Below are 20,321 nucleotides of genomic sequence, written 5' to 3'. Positions count from 1 at the left end.
CTTTACGGGGCGCTCTCACCTCCGTACCTCAGAAAGAGGACCGTACCCTCATGACCGCCGCCACCACGCGCAGTGAGCACGACCTGCTCGGCGACCGTGACGTACCCGCCGACGCCTACTGGGGTGTGCACACCCTGCGCGCGACGGAGAACTTCCCCATCACCGGCACCCCGATCTCCGCCTACCCGCATCTGATCGACGCCCTGGCCGCCGTCAAGGAGGCCGCCGCTCTCGCCAACGAGGAACTGGGCCTGCTGGCGCCGGAGAAGGCGCGCGCGATCGTCGCCGCCTGCCAGGAGATCCGGGCGGGCAAGCTGCACGACCAGTTCGTCGTGGACGTCATCCAGGGCGGCGCCGGCACGTCCACCAACATGAACGCCAACGAGGTCGTGGCCAACCGGGCGCTGGAGCTGCTCGGTCACGCCAAGGGCGAGTACATGTATCTGCACCCCAACGAGGACGTCAACCTCGGTCAGTCGACCAACGACGTCTACCCGACCGCCGTCAGGACAGCGACGGTGTTCGCGGTCCATGGACTGCTCAGGGCGATGGCCGTACTGCAGGACGCCTTCGCCCGCAAGGCCGTCGAGTTCCGTGACGTGCTCAAGATGGGCCGTACACAGTTGCAGGACGCAGTGCCGATGACGCTCGGTCAAGAATTCTCCGCGTTCGCCGTCATGATCGAGGAGGACCGCAGCCGTCTTGCCGAGGCCGTCGAGTTGATCCATGAGATCAACCTCGGTGCCACGGCGATCGGTACGGGCCTCAACGCCCCGGCCGGGTACGCGGAGGCCGCCCGCCGGCACCTGTCCGCGATCACCGGGCTGCCGCTGGTCACCGCCGCCAACCTGGTCGAGGCCACCCAGGACTGCGGTGCCTTCGTGCAGATGTCCGGAGTGCTGAAGCGGATCGCGGTCAAGCTCTCCAAGAGCTGCAACGACCTGCGGCTGCTGTCCTCCGGGCCCCGCGCCGGCCTCGGTGAGATCAACCTGCCGCCGGTGCAGGCCGGATCGTCCATCATGCCGGGCAAGGTGAACCCGGTGATCCCCGAGGTGGTCAACCAGGTCGCCTTCGAGGTGATCGGCAACGACGTCGCCGTCACCATGGCCGCCGAGGCCGGACAGCTCCAGCTCAACGCCTTCGAGCCGATCATCCTGCACTCCCTGTCGGAGTCCATCACGCACCTGCAGCGCGCCTGCCTCACCCTCGCCGAGCGCTGCGTGTCCGGCATCACCGCCAACACCGAGCGGCTGCGCGCCACCGTGGAGAACTCCATCGGCCTGGTCACCGCCCTCAACCCGCACATCGGCTACACCGCCGCCACCGACATCGCCAAGGAGGCTCTCGTCACCGGTCGGGGCGTGGCCGAACTGGTCCTGGAGAAGGGCCTGTTGCCGGCCGAGCGGCTTGCCGAGCTGCTGCGCCCCGAGGTCGTCGCAGGCAGCGGGGCACCTGCTGCCTGACCTGCGGTTACGGGCAGATGTCAACCAGTTCGCGAGTGGGCCCCAGGGCCGGTCCGGAGGCACAATGGTGATCATGACAACGACGTCGTCCCTCACCTTCCTGCCGGTCCTGGAGCGCATCGCCGAGGAGATCGAGCGCACGCCCGGCCGCGGCCGGGCCGCCGACTACATCCCGGCCCTCGCCGCCTGCGATCCCCGCAGCTTCGGCATGGCCGTCGCCGAGCTGGACGGCACGGTGTACGGGGTCGGGGACTGGCGCCGCCCCTTCTCCACGCAGTCCATCACCAAGGTCTTCACGCTCGCTCTGGACCTGGCCCGCGAGGGCGACGAACTCTGGGAGCACGTGGGCCGCGAGCCGTCCGGCAACCCGTTCAACTCCCTGGTCCAGCTGGAGTACGAGAACGGCATCCCGCGGAATCCTTTCATCAACGCGGGCGCCCTCGTCGTCACCGACCGGCTGCAGACCCGCACCGGAGACGCGGCCGGTGAGCTGCTGGCCTTTCTGCGCGCCGAGAGCGGCAACCCCGAACTCGACTTCGACAAGGAGGTCGCCGCCTCCGAGACCACGCACGGCGACCGCAACGCCGCACTCGCCCACTTCATGGCGTCCTACGGCAACATCGACAACGACATTCCCGTCCTGCTCGACCAGTACTTCCGGCAGTGCTCCATCGCCGCGTCCTGTGCCGACCTGGCCCTCGCCACTGGCTTCCTCGCGCGGCACGGCATCCGCGCCGACGGCAGCCGGCTGCTCACCCGCAGCCAGGCCAAGCAGGTCAACGCGGTGATGCTGACCTGCGGGACGTACGACGCGGCCGGGGACTTCGCCTACCGCGTGGGGCTGCCCGGCAAGAGCGGCGTCGGCGGCGGGATCATCGCGGTCGTGCCGGGCCGGTGCACCCTGTGCGTGTGGAGCCCGGGCCTGGACGAGCGCGGCAACTCGGTGGCGGGGGTGGCGGCCCTGGACCGCTTCACGACGCTCACCGGGCTGTCGGTGTTCTGACGGCACCCGCAGCCGACGCGCCCCACCTACCGGTTACATCGTCGCCCCCGCCCGGCAGGGCTGTCGTCGCCTTTCGGCCACCCGGCGTTGACACGCTGAAGCAGTGTTGGCCATGGCATTCCCCGTCGATCTCCGCCGCTGCCAGGTGCTCGGGCTGGCCGGCACCGCCTTTCTCGCACTGGGCGGTGAGACGGCCGGTGCCCTGCCCGTGCAGGATCTCCTGGCGCCCGCCTCGGCGCAGGCCGCGCTCGGCCTGGTCGGCGTGTACTTCGGCGTCGTCCTGCTGATAGCGGCCTGGGTGCTCCTCGGCCGCCTGGTGCGCGGCCCCCAGCCGCCCACCCCGCGCGCCCTGCTGCTGGTGCTCGCCGTGTGGACGGCACCGCTGCTGCTCGCACCGCCGCTGTTCAGCCGGGACGTCTACAGCTATCTCGCGCAGGGCGCCATGGTCGACGCCCACATCGACGTCTACGCCCACGGCCCGGCCCAGCTCGGCGGCCCGCTCGCCGACGAGGTGGCCCCGATGTGGCAGCACACCGGCGCCCCCTACGGCCCCGCCTTCCTGGCCCTGGCCTCCGCGCTGTCCGGACTGACCCGCGGCCAACTGCCCGAAGGCCTGCTCGGCATGCGCCTGGTCGCCCTGCTCGGCGTGGCCCTGATGGCGGTGGCACTGCCCCGCCTCGCCCGGCACAGCGGCGCCGACCCGGCCGCCGCCCTCTGGCTCGGCGCCCTCAACCCGCTCGTCCTGCTGCACCTGGTCGCGGGCGCCCACAACGACGCCCTGATGCTCGGTCTGCTGGGGCTCGGCCTGGTCGCAGCGCGGGGTGACCGCCCGGCCGACGGTGTCCTCGGAGCCGTCCTCGTGACCCTGGCCGCCCTGGTCAAAGCGCCGGCCGCGCTCGGCCTGCTGGCGGTCGTGGCCCTCCAGGCCCGCTCCGGCCGCCGCCCGCTGCCGGCCGTACTGACCGCGGCGGCCGCCTCCGCCGTGACGACGGTCGCCGCCACGGCCGTCGCCGGCACCGGGTACGGCTGGATCGGCGCCCTGGCCACCCCGGTCTCCCCCCACAACTGGGCCCTGACCAGCCTGCTCGGCCGCGCCACCGGTGCCCTGCTGGAGCACCTCGGCAGCAGCCTGGCCCCGCTGGCCGTGCCGGCCTGGCATCTGCTGGGCCTCGCCGCCACCGCCGTCGCAGTAGCGCTGATATGGCTCCGACTGCGCGTCAGGCCGGTGTACGCGCTCGGGCTCAGCCTGCTGACGGTCGCCGTGTTCGGCCCGGCCATCCGCCCCTGGTACGTGCTGTGGGGCCTGTTCCTCATCGCCGCCGCCGCGCCCAGCACCTCGGTACGGCACCGGGTCGCGGCCCTGGCCGGCGTCCTCGCCCTCGCCGTGCTGCCGAGCGGTGGCCCGGCCGACCTCGGGCAACTCGTGCTCGCCGTCTCCGGCGGGGTCCTCGGCGTCGTCGTGCTGTGGCAGGCCCACCAGGCGGCTCAGGCCCCGGCCCCGGGACGCATGGCGTGAGGGGGCCGCGTACGACCAGGGGCCGTCTGCTCCTGGTCCTCGTCCTCGGCGCCGCGGTCACCGTCTTCACGGCGACCGTGCCCCTGCTGCGTGACTTCTTCGACCTGCGTGTCTACTACGGCACCGTGCACACCTGGGCGCACCACGGCGGACGGATCTACGACTACCAGGTGCCGGGCACCTCGTACGGCTTCACCTATCCGCCGTTCGCCGCGGTCGCCATGCTGCCGCTGGCGCTGCTGGACCGTACGTCGGCGATCGCGGCGTCCCTGCTGGTCAACCTGGCCGCGCTGGCGGTGATCCTGCGGATCCTGGCCGGCCCCGACTGGCGGCGGCACGGCTGGTACCGCTGGTCGCTGTGCCTGTGCCTGCTCGCGCTGTTCGAGCCGCTGCGGGACACCTTCAGCTTCGGCCAGGTGAACCTGGTGCTGCTCGCCCTCGTCCTGGGGGACTGCCTGCTGCTGGCGACCGGCCGGGAGCGCTGGGCGGGCGCCGGGATCGGGCTCGCCGCCGCCGTGAAGCTCACCCCCGCCCTGTTCATCGGCCTGCTGCTGCTCGCCGGTAGGCGCCGGGCGGCCGGCGTCGCGACGGCCGTGGCCGCCGCGGCGACCGCGCTGGCCGCCTGGGCGGACCCCCCGGCGTCCCGGTTCTACTGGACCGAGGCGCTCTGGGACACCGGCCGGGTCGGCCGGCTCGGCTATGTGTCGAACCAGTCGCTCCAGGGTGTGCTGGCCCGCCTCGGCGAGCCGGGCCGCCCGCTGTGGGCGACGGCGGTCCTGCTCACCCTGTGCGTCTGGGCCTGGCGGGCCCGTCAGGCGGTGCGGGCCGGTGACTGGACGGCGGCCTTCGCGCTGACCGGGGCGGCGGCCTGCCTGGTCAGCCCCATCACCTGGGTGCACCACCTGGTGTGGCTGCTGCCGTCGTTCGCCGTGCTGCTGCGCGCCGGGCACCCGCGGATCGCGGGCGCCCTGTACGCGGTGCTGTGCACGAGCGTGGTCTGGCTGTGGTTCGACGACGCCTCCGGCATCGGCGGCTTCCTCGGCAGCAACACCTACACCTGGATCACGCTGGGCCTGCTGCTCGGCCTGCCGACGGGTCAGTCGCGCGGGGTGCGCCTGCCCCGGGCCCGCAGCACCACCACCACGGCGCCGCGCAGCGCCACGACCGCGGTGCCGGCGACGAGTCCCGAGAGCCCCGCGAGGACGGCGGGGCCCGGCCAGCCCGAGCCGTCGTCCGGTGCCTGCGACGTGGCCGCGGCCACCGGTTTGGCCGGCACCGCGGGCCGCGGCCTGACGCGCAGCCCGTCCAGCGAGCCGACCGGGTCCACCCGGCCGGCCGCCGCGAAGCCCCAGTCGAGCAGCTCGCGCGCCTCCTGGTACACCGCCAACCCGCCGCCCACCTGAGGGTTCATCACGGTCACCACCAGCGTGCGGCCGCCATGGCGGGCCGCGGCCACCAGGGTGTTGCCCGCTTTGGTGGTGTAGCCGTTCTTGATGCCGATCAGCCCGGGGTACTTGCTCACGCCGTTCGCGCCGGTCAGCAGCCGGTTGGTGTTCCTGATGCCGTACGTCGAGCCGTCACCGGGGAAGTACGCCTCGGCGGTGGAGCAGTACCGGGCGAAGTCGGGATTGCGCAGGCCCTCCCGGCCGAAGACCGCCAGGTCGTAGGCGGAGGACACCTGGCCTTCGGCGTCGTAGCCGTCGGGGGAGACGACATGGGTGTCCATGGCGCCGAGCGAGCGCGCCTTGACCTGCATCTGGGCGGCCGTGGCCTCCCAGCCGCCGTTCAGCGAGGCGAGGACATGCACGGCGTCGTTGCCGGAGTTGAGGAAGACCCCGCGCCACAGGTCGGCCACCCGGTAGGTGAGTCCCTCCTTGACGCCGACCAGGCTGCTGCCCTGGCCGATGTCCGCCAGCTCCGCGTTGCGCACGGTGTGCCGCATCCCGGCGGGCAGGGCGGGCAGCACGGTGAGGGCGAACAGGGTCTTCAGGGTGCTCGCGGGCGGCAGCTTGCGGTGCGCGTCGCTCGCCGCCAGCACCGCCCCGCTGCCGGCGTCGGCCACCACCCAGGACAGCGCCGACACGTCCGGCAGCTCGGGCGCGTCCGGGTGCGGCCGGACCAGGGTGCCGGAGCGGTAGAGCTGGTTCGGCCCGGGCATCGCCGCCCCGGGCCCGGGCGGGGCGGGTTGCCCGGCACGGGGAGCGGCGGAGGCGGTGGCCGGGGTGAGTGCCAGCACGCCCGCCACGCACAGGGAACAGGCCGAAACGGCCACCCGATGAGAAAGTCCGCTGATCATGTGATCAACGTACGAACGAGTTGGCCATCCCTCGCGTTGGAAGGGCCGTTCGGCCCACGCGAGCAACCCGTAAGCCGCACCCGGCCGCCTCCGGGCGGGCTCAGCCGGCGGGCAGGGTGGGCCGGATCTGCCGCAGGAACGCGGCGTTGTCGGGGGTGGCGCGCAGCCGCTCCAGGAGGGTCTCCAGACCGGACGGCCCGCCCTCGCGGGAGCGCAGGACGCGGCGCAGACCGTGTACGGCCGTCAACTCGGCCGGAGTCAGGAGCAGTTCCTCGCGGCGGGTGCCGGTGGCGTCGAGGTCCACGGCGGGGAAGAGACGCCGGGCGGCGGCCTCCCGGTCCAGGCGCAGCTCCATGTTGCCCGTGCTCTTCAGCTCCTCGAAGTAGTAGCCGTCGGCGCGGGAGCCGGTGTCCACCAGGACGGTGGCGAGGATCGTCAGGGAGCCGCCCTCCTCGGCCTGGCGGGCGGCGCCGAAGAACCGCTTGGGGCCGATCAGCGCGCCCGCGTCGACACCGCCGCTCAGGGTGCGGCCGCCGGCGGCGGAGGCGTTGTTGTGCGCCCGGCACAGCCGGGTCAGCGAGTCCAGCAGGATCACGACGTCCTCGCCGGCCTCCACCAGGCGCTTGGCCCGCTCGACGACCAGCTCGGCCAGAGCGATGTGCTCCTTGGGCGTCCGGTCGAAGGTGGAGGCGTACACCTCGCCGCGCACCGAACGGCCCATCTCGGTGACCTCCTCGGGACGCTCGTCCAGCAGCAGGACGATCAGCCGGGACTCGGGGTGGTTGCCGGCCACGGCGGCGGCCAGCTGCTGGAGCAGCACCGTCTTGCCGCTCTTCGGCGGGGCCACGATCAGTCCGCGCTGGCCCTTGCCGAGCGGCGCGAACAGATCGGTGACGCGCCCGGCGACTCCGGACGCGGGGTGTTCGAGGCGGATGCGCTCGTGCGGGTGGAGCGGGGTGAGGTCGCGGAAGTGGCGCCGGCCGCGGAGGTCCGCCGGGGCGTGTCCGTCGACGCGGGTGACCTCGGTCAGGGCGCGCCGGTCACCCCGTACGCCTTCGACGAGGTCGCCCTTGCGCAGCCCGTGGCGCCGGATCAGGGCCGGGGAGAGCTGCGGGTCGGCGGGGGCGGGCAGGAGGCTCGGGCCCCTCAGGTGCCCCTTGCCCTGCGTGTCGATGTCGAGGACGCCGGTGACGAGCCGGGGGGCCGGGGCCTGCCGGGCCACGGGAGGGTGTTCGAGTGTGGTGGTCATGGTGGGTGTCCTTTCGCGGACGGAACGAAGCAGAGGTGGGAAGGGGGGGGAGAGGCCGCGAACGGGAGGCTGGACAGCTGCCTCCGGGCGGCGGGAACGGCACCTCGGGTACGGCGGAAACGCCCTGGTCACGAGGTGGTGCAGAGAAGAAGCCCGGGCCGGTCGGAAGCCTCGGCCGAGGGGCTGATGGAGAGAACAGCGGCATCGGTGTCCGTACGACGGGACACGCACACGCGCTGATCGCACTATACCCGTGCGCTCGCTTCGGTCAACATGACGCCGCCCGCGTCCATTCCCGCCCGGGCCGCACGGCTCGTCCGGCGACCGCGGTCCCTGGCGGGGCGCGCTTCCATAACGCCGAAGCGCTCAACTGCAGTCCGTGAGCGGGAAGTTGAGCCACTGCGTACCTGATCGCGCCCGCGGTGGTGATGAGCAGGAAAGCGCCTGCGCGCGGCCGGCGCCCCGCATCGCATCCGGGTCAACGCCATGGCCCCCGGCATGACCCCGCGCCCAGCCCGTCGGTGCGAGCCGCCGTGGACATGGGGGGGCCGGAACCGTCCCCCTGGCCCTCCGCGCAGGTCCGTCAGGTCATGGAACCGCATCAGATGTCCCCAGACCATAACGATCCCGGACGTCGGGGGACTTGACCGTCAACCTGAGACTATGTTCAAGACATGTCCACGCCACCGCAGCCCCCGCAGCCGGCCGGCCGGCCGGCTCCGCAGCCCCAGCAGCCCGCGCAGGCGCCGGCCGTCCCGCCGCAGCCGACGGCCTACCCCTACCCGAACCCGCAGTCGCCGCCGCCGGGCAACTTCTACGCCCAGCCCACGCTGGTCGGCCGGCCCACCGACCAGCAACAGCTGGAACAGCCGGGCCAGTTCGGTCAGCCGGGACAGCCGGGCCAGTTCGGTCAGCCGGGTCAGCCGCAGCCGGGGAACCCCTATGCCCAGGCCGCTCAGTTCGGGGGTGCGATGCCGCCCGTCCCTCCGTCCGGTGGCGGCGGGGCGGGCAAGGCGCTGCTGTGGGCCGCGGTAGGTGCGGTCGTCGCCTCCGCCGCCTGGGCGGGCGGTGTCCTCCTCATCGGCGGCAAGGGCGACAGCGCGGATCTGCGTGGCTACTCGGCGCCCGCCAACCTCTGCTCCAGCGCCGACTACTCCTCCTTCAAGGACGAGTACCCCCAGGACGGCTCCTCGCCGACCAAGAGCTCCCTCAAGAACGCGGCATTGGACGAGGGTTACTGCTACGTGGACCTGAAGAAGACGGGCTCCTCGTATGCCGACGCCTTTCTGTCCATGCAGCTCGACCTGCACAAGAAGACCGATCCCGGGCCCGAGTTCACGGCCCTGTGGAAGAACTACGGTGACAGCCACACCGGTTACGACGTCTCGCCGGTCAGCGGCATCGGCGACGAGGCCTACCTGGTCAGCCAGGACACCACCAGAGGCTCGTCCGGCAGCGGTTCCCGCTATGCCACGCTCGCCGTCCGCGACGGCTGGGTGACGTACACGATGAGCTACAGCGCCTACCTCACCTCGTACGACCAGGACAAGAACCCGCCCGCGCTCGGCGACGTGGACGACTGGCTGAAGAAGGACGCCAAGGCGACGCTGGGGCAGCTCAAGGGCTGACCCTCAGGTCCTGCCCGGCGCGTTCGTGACGGACGAACGCCGGGTTCGCGGAGGCCGGCTCCGGGGCCGCCGCCCTGGAGTGTGCTCACGCCGACCGTGCCTCCGCCTCCTTCACGATCTCGTCGAACCGCGCACCCATGGCCTCGGCGAGGGCGTGCGCCCCGGACAGCGGGCGGACCATGACCATGAGCTCGTCGATCAGGCCGTCCTCGTTCACATGGAGGAAGTCGCAGCCGGTCAGCTCGCGGTCGCCCACCCGGGCGGTGAACACCAGCGCGTGGTCGGGCGCGGCCGGGTCGCCGATCTCCCGGACGTACCGGAAGTCCTCGAAGACCTGGGAGACCGCGCGCAGGATCGCCGCGGTGATCGCCTTGCCCGGATACGGCTTGAAGACGACCGGGCTGGTGAAGACGACGTCCTCGGCCAGCAGCGCCTCGACCGCATCGATGTCGCCGGCCTCGACCGCGGCGCGGAACGCGTGCATCGGATCACCTCGCAGAGTCAATGAGCTTAGTCAATTAATTGAATAGGTGCGGATGAGATTAATCAACGGCTGCTAGCCTTGTCCATATGTCGCTCAAGTACGCCGTCCTCGCAGCCCTGCTGGAGGGCGAGGCCTCGGGCTATGAGCTGTCGAAGTCGTTCGACGTCTCGCTCGCGAACTTCTGGCCCGCCACCCCGCAGCAGCTCTACCGGGAGCTGGAACGGCTGGCGCAGGACGGACTGGTCCAGGCCCGGACGGTGCAGCAGGAGCGCCGGCCGAACAAGCGGATGTTCACGCTCACCGAGGCGGGCCGGGCCGAGCTGGACGCCTTCGCCGCCGAGCCGCCGAAGCGGCCCACCGCCATCCGCGACGAACTCCTCATCAAGATCCAGGCGATGGACGGCGGCGACCCGGAGATCACCCGCGCGCTGATCGAGGAGCGCATGGGCTGGGCGCGCGGAAAGCTCGACCGCTACCGGCGGGTGCAGCGCCGCCTCCTCGGCGGCCGGACCGAGGACGAGTACCTCCGCGACGCCGACCGGGTCGGCCCGTACCTCACCCTCATGGCCGGGATCGGCTTCGAGGAGGAGAACCTGCGCTGGTGCGAGCGGGTGCTCGCGGTCCTGGCGCAGCGCGTGGCCCTAGGCTGAGGGGATGTTCGGTCCCGAAGGCCCCGGCCTGCGTGAACTCGCCGTACAGGCGCTGTCGTCCGTCGAGCACGGGTACGACCTGCTCGCCCCGAAGTTCGACCACACGCCTTTCCGGACGCCCGACGACGTCCTGGAGTCCGTGGCGAAGGCGCTCACCCCGCTCGGCCCGTTCGAGGACGGACTCGACCTGTGCTGCGGCACGGGCGCGGGCGCCGAGGTGCTCACCGGGCTGTGCCGCCGGAGCGTCACCGGGGTCGACTTCAGCGCGGGCATGCTGGACGTCGCCCGGCACCGGGTGCGGCCCGGCGGCGGGCCCGAGGTCGCCTGGGTGCGCGGCGACGCCCGAGCCCTGCCGTTCGCGGCCGCCTTCGATCTCGTCGTCTCCTTCGGGGCCTTCGGTCACTTCCTGCCGCGCGAACTGCCAGGTCTGTTCGCCCAGGTCCACTCCGTGCTGCGGCCGGGCGGCCGGTTCGCCTTCCCGGTGCTCGCCCCGCCCCGTCCGACGCAGGCCGGCTTCTGGCTGCTGCTCGGTTTCGACGCGGTGATGCGGGTGCGCAACGCGCTGTGGCGGCCGCCGTTCGTCATGTACTACCGGGCCTTCCGGCTCGGTGGCGTGCTCGGCGAGCTGGGCCGGGCCGGGTTCAGCGTCGAGCTGCACCCCCTGCCCGAGTTCGGGCGGCGCGGCGACGGCAGCCCACGGGCCCGGCTGGTGGTGGCCCGGCGGACTCAGCCGGCCGCGGGCAGCGTGAACTCGTAGACCAGCGCGTCCCGTTCGGCGTCCACCACCAGATCCGTGATCTCCAGCGGCCGGGCGTACTGGTCGTGCACCCGCCGGGTCACCCGCACCGAGGAGGCGCCGTCGACCTGGGTGATGGAATCGCGGTGGTGCAGGGACAGGCCCGCCTTGCGCATCCAGTCGTAGGCCCGCCGCAGCTGCGCGGGAGTGGTGCCGTCGGCCCGGCCCCGGTAGCGGGCCAGCTCCGCCACCTCGGCCAGGGCCACCGCCGAGAACGACGACACCGCCGTCCGCAGCGACCGGCCGTCCGGCGTGGCCGACCGGTAGCGGTGCACCAGCGTGGGCCGGTGCGGGGCCAGGCCCAGCGCCCGCGCGTGCTCCTCCGGCGGCGCCTCCCAGGTCACCGTGGCCCGGTCGACCGCGGACGGGTCCGCCGAGCGGGCGCCCAGCGGGAAGGCCGGCGTCCCCGGCGTCGCGACCGGCCGGGCGGGCAGCGTGGCATGGCTGCCCCGGCGGTCGGTGGAGACGGCACCGCTGCGCCGCAGCACCTCCAGCGCCTGCCGGACGGTCTCCCGGCTGACCTGGAAGTAGGCGGCCAAGTGCCGTTCGCCCGGCAGCCGTTCGCCCGGCGGGATGGTGCCGGCGCGCAGTTCGTCGAGGAGCAGCGCCGCGATCCTTCCGTACAGGGGCCGGTCGTCGCTCAGGGCGGGTTCGTGCGGGGTGGTGCGGGCCATGCCGCGCCCTCCTGTTGTGACAAGACGTAGTCGTGCGGGCTCGTTGCGCGACCACACTTAGCATTGGTCTAAACCACGAGGGAAGAGCGGTCTGCCGGTTCGGCCGAAACCCGCCCGCGCGATCACGCCGTCACAGGGCGCTGTACAGGGCGTCGATCAACGCCATCTTCCGTGGGTCGTCGGCGATGCGCGGCCCCATGCGGTTCATCACGTACCCCAGTGACACGCCCGCCTCCGGGTCGGCGAGCCCGCACGAGCCGCCGAACCCGTCATGACCGAAGGCCCGCGGATTCGGGCCGTACGATCCCTGCGGACCGCTCAGCCACAGACCGAGCCCCGCCTCGGTCTCGCGCTCGAAGCCCGCGCCCAGCACCAGATCGCGGCAGCTTCCCTGGCCCTCGCGCACCCGCTCCGCCGCCTCCGGCGACAGAAGGCGCCGCTCGCCGTGGCGACCGCGCCCGGCGAAGACGCCGTACAGTGCGGCGACCGCGCGTGCGGTGCCGTGCCCGTTCGCCGCGGGAATCTCCGCCGCCCGCCACTCGGGCGTGTTCGCCTCGGCCGCGCCGACCAACGGATTCGCCAGCGCCGCCAGCGCGGCGGGCACCAACTGGCTGAAGACCGCCGCCTGTTCACCGCGGGAGGCGGTCGGCGGACGCACCAGCTCGGCCGCCCGGCCCGCCTCCTTCGCCGGCAGTCCGACCGTGAAGTCGATCCCGAGCGGCCCGGTCACCTCCCGCTCCAGGAAGGCCCCCGGCCGCAGCCCCGAGATCCGCCGGACGACCTCGCCGACCAGGTGGCCGTACGTCAGCGCGTGATAGCCGGAGCGGGTGCCCGGCTCCCACCACGGCTCGGTCGCCGCCAGCCGCGCGGTCGTCAGCTCCCAGTCGTACAGGTCCGCCAGGGAGTGCGGTTCGCGCAGCCCGGACAGCCCGGCGCGGTGCGACAGCAGATGCCGTACGAGCACCTTCTCCTTGCCGGCCGCCGCGAACTCCGGCCAGTACAGGGCCACGGGTGCGTCGAGGTCGAGCAGTCCCCGGTCGGCGAGCAGATGCGCGCACAGCGCCACCGGGCCCTTGGTGGTCGACCACACGTTCACCAGCGTGTCCCGCTGCCACGGCCGGGTGCCGGCCGCGTCCGCCCAGCCGCCCCACAGGTCCACCACGGTGGTGCCGTCGACGGTCACCGTCACCGCGGCGCCGAGTTCGCCCCGCTCCCGGAAGTTGTCCCCGAACGCCTCCCGCACCGCCGCGAAGCGCGCGTCGCAGTGGCCGTGGACCTGTGTCTCGTGCGCGGACATGGGACCTCCGTCGTCGCCGGAAACCCGGGCCGCGACGCCGCGACCAGGGTGCCCCGAACGTACCGACTGGTCGGACCGGAGGGAAGTGTCCGGCACGCTCTCACGCCCGCCCGCCGCCTCAGGCGTACGACCGCAGCCAGCGCAGCTTCTCCGCCTCGTGGAAGGGACCGCCGCCCTCGTGGTCGTTGAAGTCGTAGACCTCGATCGCCTTGTCCTCGTGCGCCCATGCGTTGAACGCGGCGAACACGGTCGACGGCGGGCAGGTCTGGTCCTCCAGCGCCGCCGAGAAGAGGGCCGGGGCCCGGCCGCGGGCCGCGAAGTGGGCCCCGTCGAAGTAGGACAGCGTGCGCAGCACCTCCGCCGAGCGGCCCCGGTGCGTCTTGAGGAACAGGCCGATCTCGCGGTAGGGGTGCCGGTCCGTCAGCGTCGTCGCGCGCGGGAAGTCGCACAGGAACGGCACGTCCGGCGCCACCGCGACCAGGTCGGGGACCAGACCGCCGACGGCCAGGGTGAGGCCGCCGCCCTGGCTGGCGCCGAGCGCCACGGTCCGGCCCGAGTCGGTCAGCGGGTGCGAGCGGGCCGCCTCGACGGCGCGTACGGCGTCCGTGTACACCCGGCGGTAGTAGTAGTTCTCCGGCGCGTCGATGCCCCGCGTCATGAAGCCGGGGTACGCCGGGGCCGCGCCCACCGGGTCCGCCGTGCCGCCCCCGGCGCCCCAGGCGCTGCCCTGACCGCGGGTGTCCATCACGAAGTGCGCCCGGCCCGTCGAGGCCCACAGCAGGCTCTCGTGCGGCAGCCCGCGCCCGCCGCCGTAACCGACGAACTCCACGATCAGCGGCAGGGGTTCGGCCGCGCCGGCCGGCAGCCGGAGCCAGCCCCTGACCGGGTGGCCGCCGAACCCCGCGAACGTCACGTCGAACACCTGGACCGTCGACAGCCCGGTGTCCACCGGCTCGAAGCGGGCGTCCAGCTCGTGCTCGCGCGCCTCCTCGAGGGTCTTGGCCCAGAAGGCGTCGAAGTCCTCGGGCTCGGTGGACTCGCTGCGGTGCTCGCGAAGTTCGTCCAGGGGCAGGTCGAACAAGGCCATGTACAACCACCTTTGCGAAGGGAGACTGCGTCAGCTCACCGTACGTGGGTGCCGGAGACCTGACCAGTAAGCGTTTGCCCCCGCCCGGCGGCCGGGCACCTGCCCTCACGCCCGCGGCTGGGTCCACCTCGGTCCCGTCCGCGCCCACTCCCGTTCCCACTCCGCCAGCCGGTGGCGCAGCGCGATCCGGCGCTCCACGGCGTGTCCGAGCAGCACCACGGCCGCCGTACCGCCCGCCGCGACCAGGCCGACGGTCACCGCGTGCTGCCACACCGCCGCGTCGTCCGGCGGCGGCGCGACACTGCGGCCGCCCTCGTCGAACCACACCGAGACCGTGTCACCGGTATGAGTGCCCGCCGGCACCCGGGCCCATGCCGTACGGGTCCCCTTGCCGGGCTCGGTCCAGCGGACCTGGGCGCGGTACGCGTACGCGCGCCCGCCCTGCTCGGTGGAGAGCCGCTCGGGCGGGGCGCCGATCACCTGCGCGCGGATCCGGTGGCGCTCGGCCCGCTGGGCCGCCGCGATGGCACGGGCCGTGTCATGCGCGCGCAGGCCCGCGGCCGCGCCCGCCAGCGGTGTGACGACGAAGAGCAGGACGGCCACGATCAGCATCGTCCAGGCCTCCACGACATCCGAGCGGCGCCGCAGCGGATTGCGCTGCCAGCGCCAGCCACGCACCCGGGTACGCATGTCCACCTCCTCGCACCGTCGGAGCCGGAGAGCCGACGAGCCGGTCCAGACGGCCCGTCACCCCCGCCGCTCACGCACACGAGCGTCCACACCCGTTTCGTACCCCGTACGGAGCACCTCGCTCACGCCGCGAGCCGCGACTTCGAGCCCACCTGGAGCACGGAATGAGCCACGCGCCCCAGGACCGCGCGTACGGCCCCGGCGCGCGACCCGGACGGTCAGCCGAAACGCTCGATCCGGATCCGGTCCACCGGCTGGCCCGCCGCGACCAGCAGCCGGGACGCGTGCTCGGCGAACCCGTTGGATCCGCACACATAGGCCTCCCACCCACCGGGAGGCCGCTCGGCCAGGAGCGGCGCCACATGTGCGGCCGCCATACGTCCCACGGGCTCACCCTGTGGGGCACTGCGAGTGAACACCGGCGTCGTCTCCGCGCCCAGCTCGGCCGCGTAGATCAGCTCCTCGGGGCTGCGCGCGGACACCAGCATGCGCAGCGGCACGGTGAGACCGCGCCTGCGGTGGTGCCGCACCATCGACATCAGCGGGACGATCCCGGAGCCGGCGCCGACCAGCAGCGCGGGCCGGTCGCCCGGCCAGGCGAAGAAACCGCTCAGCGGTCCGCGCACCTCGACCGTGTCACCGGGGCGGGCGACCGTGTGGAACCAGCCGGAGACCTCGCCGTCCGGCACCTGGTCCAGAGTCAGCTCGATGTGCCCGGAGTCGTCCGGCGCCGACGCGATCGAGTAGTGGCGCTGGGCCACATAACCGTCCGGCGCGGTCAGACGCAGCATCAGGTGCTGCCCGGGCAGATGCCCCGCCCAGCCCGGCACCGCCAGCCGGAACGTGGCCGCGCGCGGCGTTTCCCGCCTGACCTCCGCCACGGTGGCGATCTGCCACACCGCCGCCACCTGCTCACTCACCGCGATCCGCCCGGGCACGGCGAAACGCGGGACACGAACGCCGGCCCTGGGGGGCGCGGCGGGGACGGCCGGGTCCGGGGCCGTGGTGGGCGTGCCCGCATCCGGGGCGGGGGCCTTGGTGGGGGCGGGCTCGTTCGGTGGGGGAGCGGCTGCTGCCGGGGCCGGAATGTTCGTGTTCCGGTTCCCGGGTACAGTCCCGGCGGCCGGTCCCGGGGCCGCGGCGAGCGCGGACGCCTGCGGTGCCCGAGCGCCTGCTTCCGGTGCCGTGGTGCCGGCGGCCGTGTCCGGGAGGGGAGTCGTCGGCTCCGGGTTCGCGGTGCCGGGGGCCGGGTCCCGGGGCGCGGACGGAGGTCCCGGTTCCGGGTGGGCGGCGTGGGGGCCCGGGTTCGTCGTCACTGTGTCAGTCACCGGAGTACCGCTGCTCCTCCCAGGGGTTGCCGCGTTCGTGGTAGCCGTTGCCCTCCCAGAAGCCCGGCTCGTCGTGGTCGAGGAGCGTGAGCCCGGCGATCCACTTGGCGCTCTTCCAGAAGTACAGGTGGGGCACCAGCAGCCGGGCCGGGCCACCGTGCTCGGCGGGCAGTGGCGTGCCGTCGTACTCCCAGACGATCCAGGCCCGTCCGCCGGTGACGTCGGCGAGCGGAAGACTGGTGGTGTAGCCGGTGTGGGAGCGGGCGACCACATGGGTGGCGGACACATGGGGCCGGACCACATGGAAGAACGCGTCGAGGGAGACTCCGCCGAACCGTACGCCGAACTTCGACCAGCCGGTCACACAGTGGATGTCGCCGTCGTACGCCGATGCCGGCAGCGCGTGCGCCTCGTCCCAGTCCCAGGTGTGCGGCCGTTCGACCAGGCCGTCGATCCGGAAGGACCAGTCGGCCGGCGTGAGGTCGGGGGTGACCTCGGCGGACAGGACGGGCCAGTCCTCGCCCGCGTCGTACTGTCCGGGCGGCAGCCCCGGGTTGTGGACGCGGGGGCGGCCCGTGAAGCCTCGCGTGACGTTCATCCTTCAACGGTACGGGGTCGTTCCGCGTGCTCCATCCCCGGTCTCCGCTCCTCACGCCGGATGATTGCGGCCGTATGAACGTTTTCGGACCAGGGGAATAGCTCTGCGGCGCTTCTCCTTTGCGCTCGATGCCGGCACCGGTAGACCGGTGACAGCGCGAGAGAAGCGAGGGAAGAGCATGCCCAAGGCGTACGTCTACACGCGGCACGGAGGACCGGAGACCGAGGCGCTGACCGACCTCGACCGCCCCCGCCCGGGCCCCGGCGAGATCCTGGTCGCGGTCCGCGCGGCGGGCGTCAACCCCGTCGACTGGAAGCTGCGCCAGGGCTTCCGCCGCCCAGGCGAGAGCGAGCGTGTCTTTCCGGCGGTCTTCGGCAGCGAGGCCGCCGGTGTCGTCGAGGAGGCCGGCCCCGGGGTCACCGGCTTCGCCGCGGGCGACGAGGTGTTCGGCAGCGCCGCCCAGGGCGCCTACGCCGAGTACGCCCTGCTCGCCGCCGACATGACCGCCCACAAGCCCGCCGCGCTGTCCTTCCGTGACGCCGCCACCCTCCCGGTCGCCGCCGCCACCGCCTACGACGGCGTCCGCCAGCTCGCCCTGCCCGGTGGCTCGACGCTGCTCGTCACGGGCGCGGGCGGCGGCGTCGGCAGCGCGGCCGTACAGATCGCCCACTCCTTCGGACTGCGGGTCGTGGGCGTGGCGAGCGAGAGCAAGAGGGAGTTCGTGGAGTCGCTGGGCGCCGTGCACGTCTCCTCCGGGCCCGATCTGGCCGAGCGGGTGCGGGCCGCCGCGCCGGACGGGATCGACGGGGTGTACGACCTGGTGGGCGACCCGGTGCTCACCGCGGTCGCCGACGTGCTGAAGGACCGCGGCAAGCTGGTCACCGCGGGTTCGCCGAAGGAGGCCGTGACCGCGCTCGGCGGCGCCCCCGTCCAGCGGGTCCGCACCGCCGCCGTCCTCGAGGCGGTGGCCGACCTCGCCGTACGCGGCGCCCTGAAGCCGCACATCACCCGCACCTTCCCACTGGAGCAGGCCGGCCGGGCGCTGCGCACCGTGGAGGACGGGCACGCCCTCGGCAAGATCGTGATCGAGGTGGGCGCGTGAGTCTCATAGCCGGAGCGGGTGTCGGTGACGGGCCCGCCGCCGGCGCCCCGCACGTCCTCGACAACCCCGCCCTCGCCTCCCTGACCGGTCCGCACGCCCACTTCGCCGAGCGGCGCGGCCGCGTGCTGCGCTACCCGGTCGACGTCTCTCCCTGGCTGGCACTGCCCGGCGAACCGGACGCGAGGGACTGGGCGGACCTGGCCGCGCTGGCCGGCCCCGGCGCGGAGATCCCGCTGTCGGGCTATCACAGCGAGGTGCCGGACGACTGGGAGGTCACCTTCTGGGTCGACGGCGTGCAACTCGTGGACGCCGGTCTCGCCGCCGCGCCGGACGCGGAGGCGGTCCGCCTCGGCCCGGCGGACGTACCCGAGATGCTCGACCTCGTGGCGCGGACCCGGCCGGGGCCGTTCCTGCCGCGCACCGTCGCGCTCGGCACCTACCTCGGCATCCGCCGCGGCGGCGCGCTGGTCGCCATGGCGGGGGAGCGGCTGCACCCGCCGGGCTGGACCGAGATCAGCGCGGTGTGCACCGACCCCGCCTTCCGCGGCGAGGGCCTCGCCACCCGGCTGATCCTCGCGGTCGCGCACGGCATCCGTGAGCGCGGCGAGACGCCGTTCCTGCACACGAGCGCGCGGAACACGGGCGCGATCCGGCTGTACGAGTCGCTGGGCTTCCGGCTGCGCCGCCGTACGGCCTTCCTCGCGGCGCGCGCCCCGCAGCGGCCGGCCGGCGAGCGGGCCGCGGTTCCGGTGGCATGAGCGCCGCCGGACCGCGGAGGGCTCAGTCGGCCCCGGCCGCGCCCGGGCCCGCGTTGTAGCGCTCCAGGTAGGCCGCGAAGCGCACCAGGTCCTCCTCCGGCCAGTCGGCGAGCCGCTCGCGGAACGCGGCCCGGCGGCTGCGGGTGACCTGGGCGAGGATCTCCCGGCCGGCCTCCGTCAGATGGAGCACCTGGACCCGGTGGTCCTTCGGGTCCAGGCGGCGCTCGATCAGCCCGGTCCGCTCCAGCGCGGCCACCTGGCGGCTGACGGTGGACTTGTCCAGGGCGTAGTGGGCGGCCAGGTCCGTCGCCCGGCAGCCGTCCTGCTCCTCCAGATGGCCGAGGAGGGTGTACGACACCAGGGACAGCTCGGGATGCATACGGCCCGCCGAGGCGCGGGCCCGGCGGGCGAAGATGGTCATCTCGCGCTGGATCGTCTCGACGGCCGACTCCGCTGTGCTCACGGGAATACCTCCTCCGGCGTTCTAGTTGTATAGTACAACTTGATGTGAGAGTTGTATAAGCCAACTACTTGGAGGTCGCGCGCGATGAGGTCACCCGCACTGCGCCATGTGCTCACGCACCTGATCACCCCGCTGCTGATGTGCCTGGGCATGGGGCTCGCGTACATGGGGGCCTTCGTGACCCCGGAGCCGCACCACCTGCCGGTCGCCGTGGTCGGCAGCGCCCCGCGGGCGAAGGTGTTCGCCCAGACGGTCAAGGACACCGCCGGGGACAGGCTCGACGTCCGCACGGTCGCGAGCCGCGCCGACGCCGTCGACCTGCTGAAGTCCCGCGAGGTGACCGGCGCCTACGTGCCGAGCGCCAAGGCCCCCGAGCTGCTGGTGGCGAGCGCCGCCTCCGACATGGGCGCGACAGCGGTCGAGAAGGTCTTCACGCCGGTCGCGGCCAAGGAGGGCGTGCCGCTGAAGGTCACCGACGTGGCCGAGCCGGTCGCCGACGACCCCACGGGGCAGGGCCTGTTCTTCCTGCTGATCGCCCTCAGCATCGGCTCCTACGCCTCGGTCGCCGCCCTCGGTGCCGCGGGCGCCGCCCTCGCGATGCGGGTACGGGCGCTGCTGGCGCTCGGTGTCTCCGCCGTGGTCAGCGGCATCGGCGCACTGCTCGCCGGACCGGTGTTCCACCTCGCCCACCACGACCTCGCGGGCGTGTGGGGCCTGGCCTGGCTGTACTCGGCCGGCATCCTCTTCGTCGGCGTCGGCCTGCACACCTTCCTGAAGCGGTGGACCACGCTCACCATGATGGTGCTGTTCGTGATGCTGAACTTCACCAGCTCCGGCGGGTTGTTCCGGCCCGAGCTGCAAAACGGCTTCTTCGGCACGCTGCACGCCTTCTGGAACGGCGCCGGCTTCGTCGAGGGCGTCCGCAGCCTGCTGTACTTCGGCGAGGACGGTCTTGCGCGCAACGTGTGGACCCTCGCCATCTGGCTGCTGGTGGGCCTGGTCGTGACCGGGATCGCCGCCCTGTACGAGCGGCCCCGCCGGGCCCGGCACGCGGCCGGCCACACCGGCGCCGCGACCGCGACCGAGGTGACCGCCACGCCCGCCGTGCTGCCGGCCCGGCGGGAGGCGGCGCGGACTGCCGAGGAAAAGGCCGAGGAGGAGATCGAGGAGACGGTCGGCGTCTGACCCGATGACGTCGGGGACAGGGAGCGCGCCCGGTGACGGGCGGGGCTCCCAGCC

At 73.2% G+C, this 20,321-nt stretch carries 19 protein-coding genes and 1 pseudogene; 10 read left to right on the top strand and 10 right to left on the bottom strand.

What is annotated here, in order from left to right:
- Positions 1-50: 50 nt before the first annotated feature.
- From aspA to ABT288_RS08305, 4 genes are all read left to right on the top strand, one after another.
- Complete coding sequence (gene aspA / locus ABT288_RS08320) at positions 51-1,463, top strand: aspartate ammonia-lyase (RefSeq protein WP_351604050.1); 1,413 nt, start codon at positions 51-53, stop codon at positions 1,461-1,463.
- 64 nt (positions 1,464-1,527) lie between these two features.
- Positions 1,528-2,466 carry a glutaminase gene (locus tag ABT288_RS08315; protein ID WP_351604048.1) on the top strand — a complete coding sequence of 313 codons (939 nt, stop codon included), beginning with the start codon at positions 1,528-1,530 and terminating at the stop codon, positions 2,464-2,466.
- A gap of 112 nt (positions 2,467-2,578) precedes the next feature.
- A complete protein-coding gene (gene mptB / locus ABT288_RS08310) occupies positions 2,579-3,982 on the top strand; it encodes a polyprenol phosphomannose-dependent alpha 1,6 mannosyltransferase MptB (protein ID WP_351604046.1) in 1,404 nt (467 codons plus the stop codon).
- A complete protein-coding gene (locus ABT288_RS08305; protein ID WP_351604044.1) occupies positions 3,979-5,385 on the top strand; it encodes a glycosyltransferase family 87 protein in 1,407 nt (468 codons plus the stop codon). The genes mptB and ABT288_RS08305 overlap by 4 nt, the downstream gene beginning before the upstream one ends.
- A gap of 59 nt (positions 5,386-5,444) precedes the next feature.
- Here ABT288_RS08305 and ABT288_RS08300 read toward each other — a convergent pair.
- Both ABT288_RS08300 and rho read right to left on the bottom strand, forming a co-directional pair.
- Positions 5,445-6,140: pseudogene (locus ABT288_RS08300) on the bottom strand (D-alanyl-D-alanine carboxypeptidase family protein); the annotation flags it as partial.
- A 238-nt stretch (positions 6,141-6,378) separates the two neighbouring features.
- Positions 6,379-7,527 (bottom strand): transcription termination factor Rho, encoded by a 1,149-nt coding sequence (rho, locus tag ABT288_RS08295; protein ID WP_351604042.1) that lies wholly within the window; start codon positions 7,525-7,527, stop codon positions 6,379-6,381.
- Between the two features lie 674 nt (positions 7,528-8,201).
- Between rho and ABT288_RS08290 the strand changes: the two genes are divergently transcribed.
- Positions 8,202-9,155 carry a hypothetical protein gene (locus ABT288_RS08290; RefSeq protein ID WP_351604040.1) on the top strand — a complete coding sequence of 318 codons (954 nt, stop codon included), beginning with the start codon at positions 8,202-8,204 and terminating at the stop codon, positions 9,153-9,155.
- Positions 9,156-9,240: 85 nt separating this feature from the next.
- Here ABT288_RS08290 and ABT288_RS08285 read toward each other — a convergent pair whose 3' ends face one another.
- Positions 9,241-9,639 (bottom strand): nuclear transport factor 2 family protein, encoded by a 399-nt coding sequence (locus tag ABT288_RS08285; protein WP_228622380.1) that lies wholly within the window; start codon positions 9,637-9,639, stop codon positions 9,241-9,243.
- 86 nt (positions 9,640-9,725) lie between these two features.
- Here ABT288_RS08285 and ABT288_RS08280 point away from each other — a divergent pair, with 86 nt between their 5' ends.
- Together ABT288_RS08280 and ABT288_RS08275 are read left to right on the top strand one after the other, a co-directional pair.
- Positions 9,726-10,289, top strand: a complete 564-nt coding sequence (locus ABT288_RS08280) for a PadR family transcriptional regulator (protein ID WP_351604038.1) — start codon at positions 9,726-9,728, stop codon at positions 10,287-10,289.
- 4 nt (positions 10,290-10,293) lie between these two features.
- A complete protein-coding gene (locus ABT288_RS08275) occupies positions 10,294-11,046 on the top strand; it encodes a class I SAM-dependent methyltransferase (protein WP_351604036.1) in 753 nt (250 codons plus the stop codon).
- Here the strand turns inward: ABT288_RS08275 and ABT288_RS08270 are convergent.
- The 6 genes from ABT288_RS08270 to ABT288_RS08245 all read right to left on the bottom strand — a co-directional run bounded on the left by ABT288_RS08270 (position 11,016) and on the right by ABT288_RS08245 (position 16,759).
- Positions 11,016-11,759, bottom strand: coding sequence for a GntR family transcriptional regulator (locus ABT288_RS08270; protein ID WP_351604034.1), 744 nt, complete (start codon positions 11,757-11,759; stop codon positions 11,016-11,018). The genes ABT288_RS08275 and ABT288_RS08270 overlap by 31 nt on opposite strands.
- 130 nt (positions 11,760-11,889) lie before the next feature.
- A complete protein-coding gene (locus tag ABT288_RS08265) occupies positions 11,890-13,056 on the bottom strand; it encodes a serine hydrolase domain-containing protein (RefSeq protein WP_351604032.1) in 1,167 nt (388 codons plus the stop codon).
- A gap of 118 nt (positions 13,057-13,174) precedes the next feature.
- Positions 13,175-14,143, bottom strand: coding sequence for an acetylxylan esterase (locus ABT288_RS08260; RefSeq protein ID WP_351604030.1), 969 nt, complete (start codon positions 14,141-14,143; stop codon positions 13,175-13,177).
- Positions 14,144-14,248: 105 nt separating this feature from the next.
- On the bottom strand, positions 14,249-14,833 hold the full coding sequence (locus tag ABT288_RS08255; RefSeq protein WP_351604028.1) for an Rv1733c family protein: 585 nt from the start codon (positions 14,831-14,833) through the stop codon (positions 14,249-14,251).
- A gap of 218 nt (positions 14,834-15,051) precedes the next feature.
- Positions 15,052-15,771: a ferredoxin reductase gene (locus ABT288_RS08250; protein ID WP_351604180.1), complete on the bottom strand. Its 720-nt coding sequence runs from the start codon at positions 15,769-15,771 to the stop codon at positions 15,052-15,054.
- Between the two features lie 382 nt (positions 15,772-16,153).
- Positions 16,154-16,759, bottom strand: a complete 606-nt coding sequence (locus ABT288_RS08245) for a sulfite oxidase-like oxidoreductase (RefSeq protein WP_351604026.1) — start codon at positions 16,757-16,759, stop codon at positions 16,154-16,156.
- 178 nt (positions 16,760-16,937) lie between these two features.
- Here ABT288_RS08245 and ABT288_RS08240 point away from each other — a divergent pair, with 178 nt between their 5' ends.
- Together ABT288_RS08240 and ABT288_RS08235 are read left to right on the top strand one after the other, a co-directional pair.
- Positions 16,938-17,861, top strand: a complete 924-nt coding sequence (locus tag ABT288_RS08240; protein WP_351604024.1) for a quinone oxidoreductase family protein — start codon at positions 16,938-16,940, stop codon at positions 17,859-17,861.
- 5 nt (positions 17,862-17,866) lie between these two features.
- A complete protein-coding gene (locus ABT288_RS08235; protein ID WP_351604179.1) occupies positions 17,867-18,619 on the top strand; it encodes a GNAT family N-acetyltransferase in 753 nt (250 codons plus the stop codon).
- Between the two features lie 22 nt (positions 18,620-18,641).
- Here the strand turns inward: ABT288_RS08235 and ABT288_RS08230 are convergent, their stop codons facing one another.
- Entirely contained in the window at positions 18,642-19,040 is a 399-nt protein-coding gene (locus ABT288_RS08230; protein WP_351604177.1) for a MarR family winged helix-turn-helix transcriptional regulator, read from the bottom strand.
- Between the two features lie 126 nt (positions 19,041-19,166).
- On the opposite strand from ABT288_RS08230, the gene ABT288_RS08225 reads away from it, so the two are divergent.
- Positions 19,167-20,267: an ABC-2 transporter permease gene (locus ABT288_RS08225; protein ID WP_351604022.1), complete on the top strand. Its 1,101-nt coding sequence runs from the start codon at positions 19,167-19,169 to the stop codon at positions 20,265-20,267.
- Positions 20,268-20,321: the final 54 nt, after the last annotated feature.

This window comes from Streptomyces sp. NPDC001093 (genome assembly GCF_040298985.1).
Classification (GTDB): Bacteria; Actinomycetota; Actinomycetes; order Streptomycetales; family Streptomycetaceae; genus Streptomyces.
This window is presented reverse-complemented; position numbering and strand designations above follow the sequence as displayed.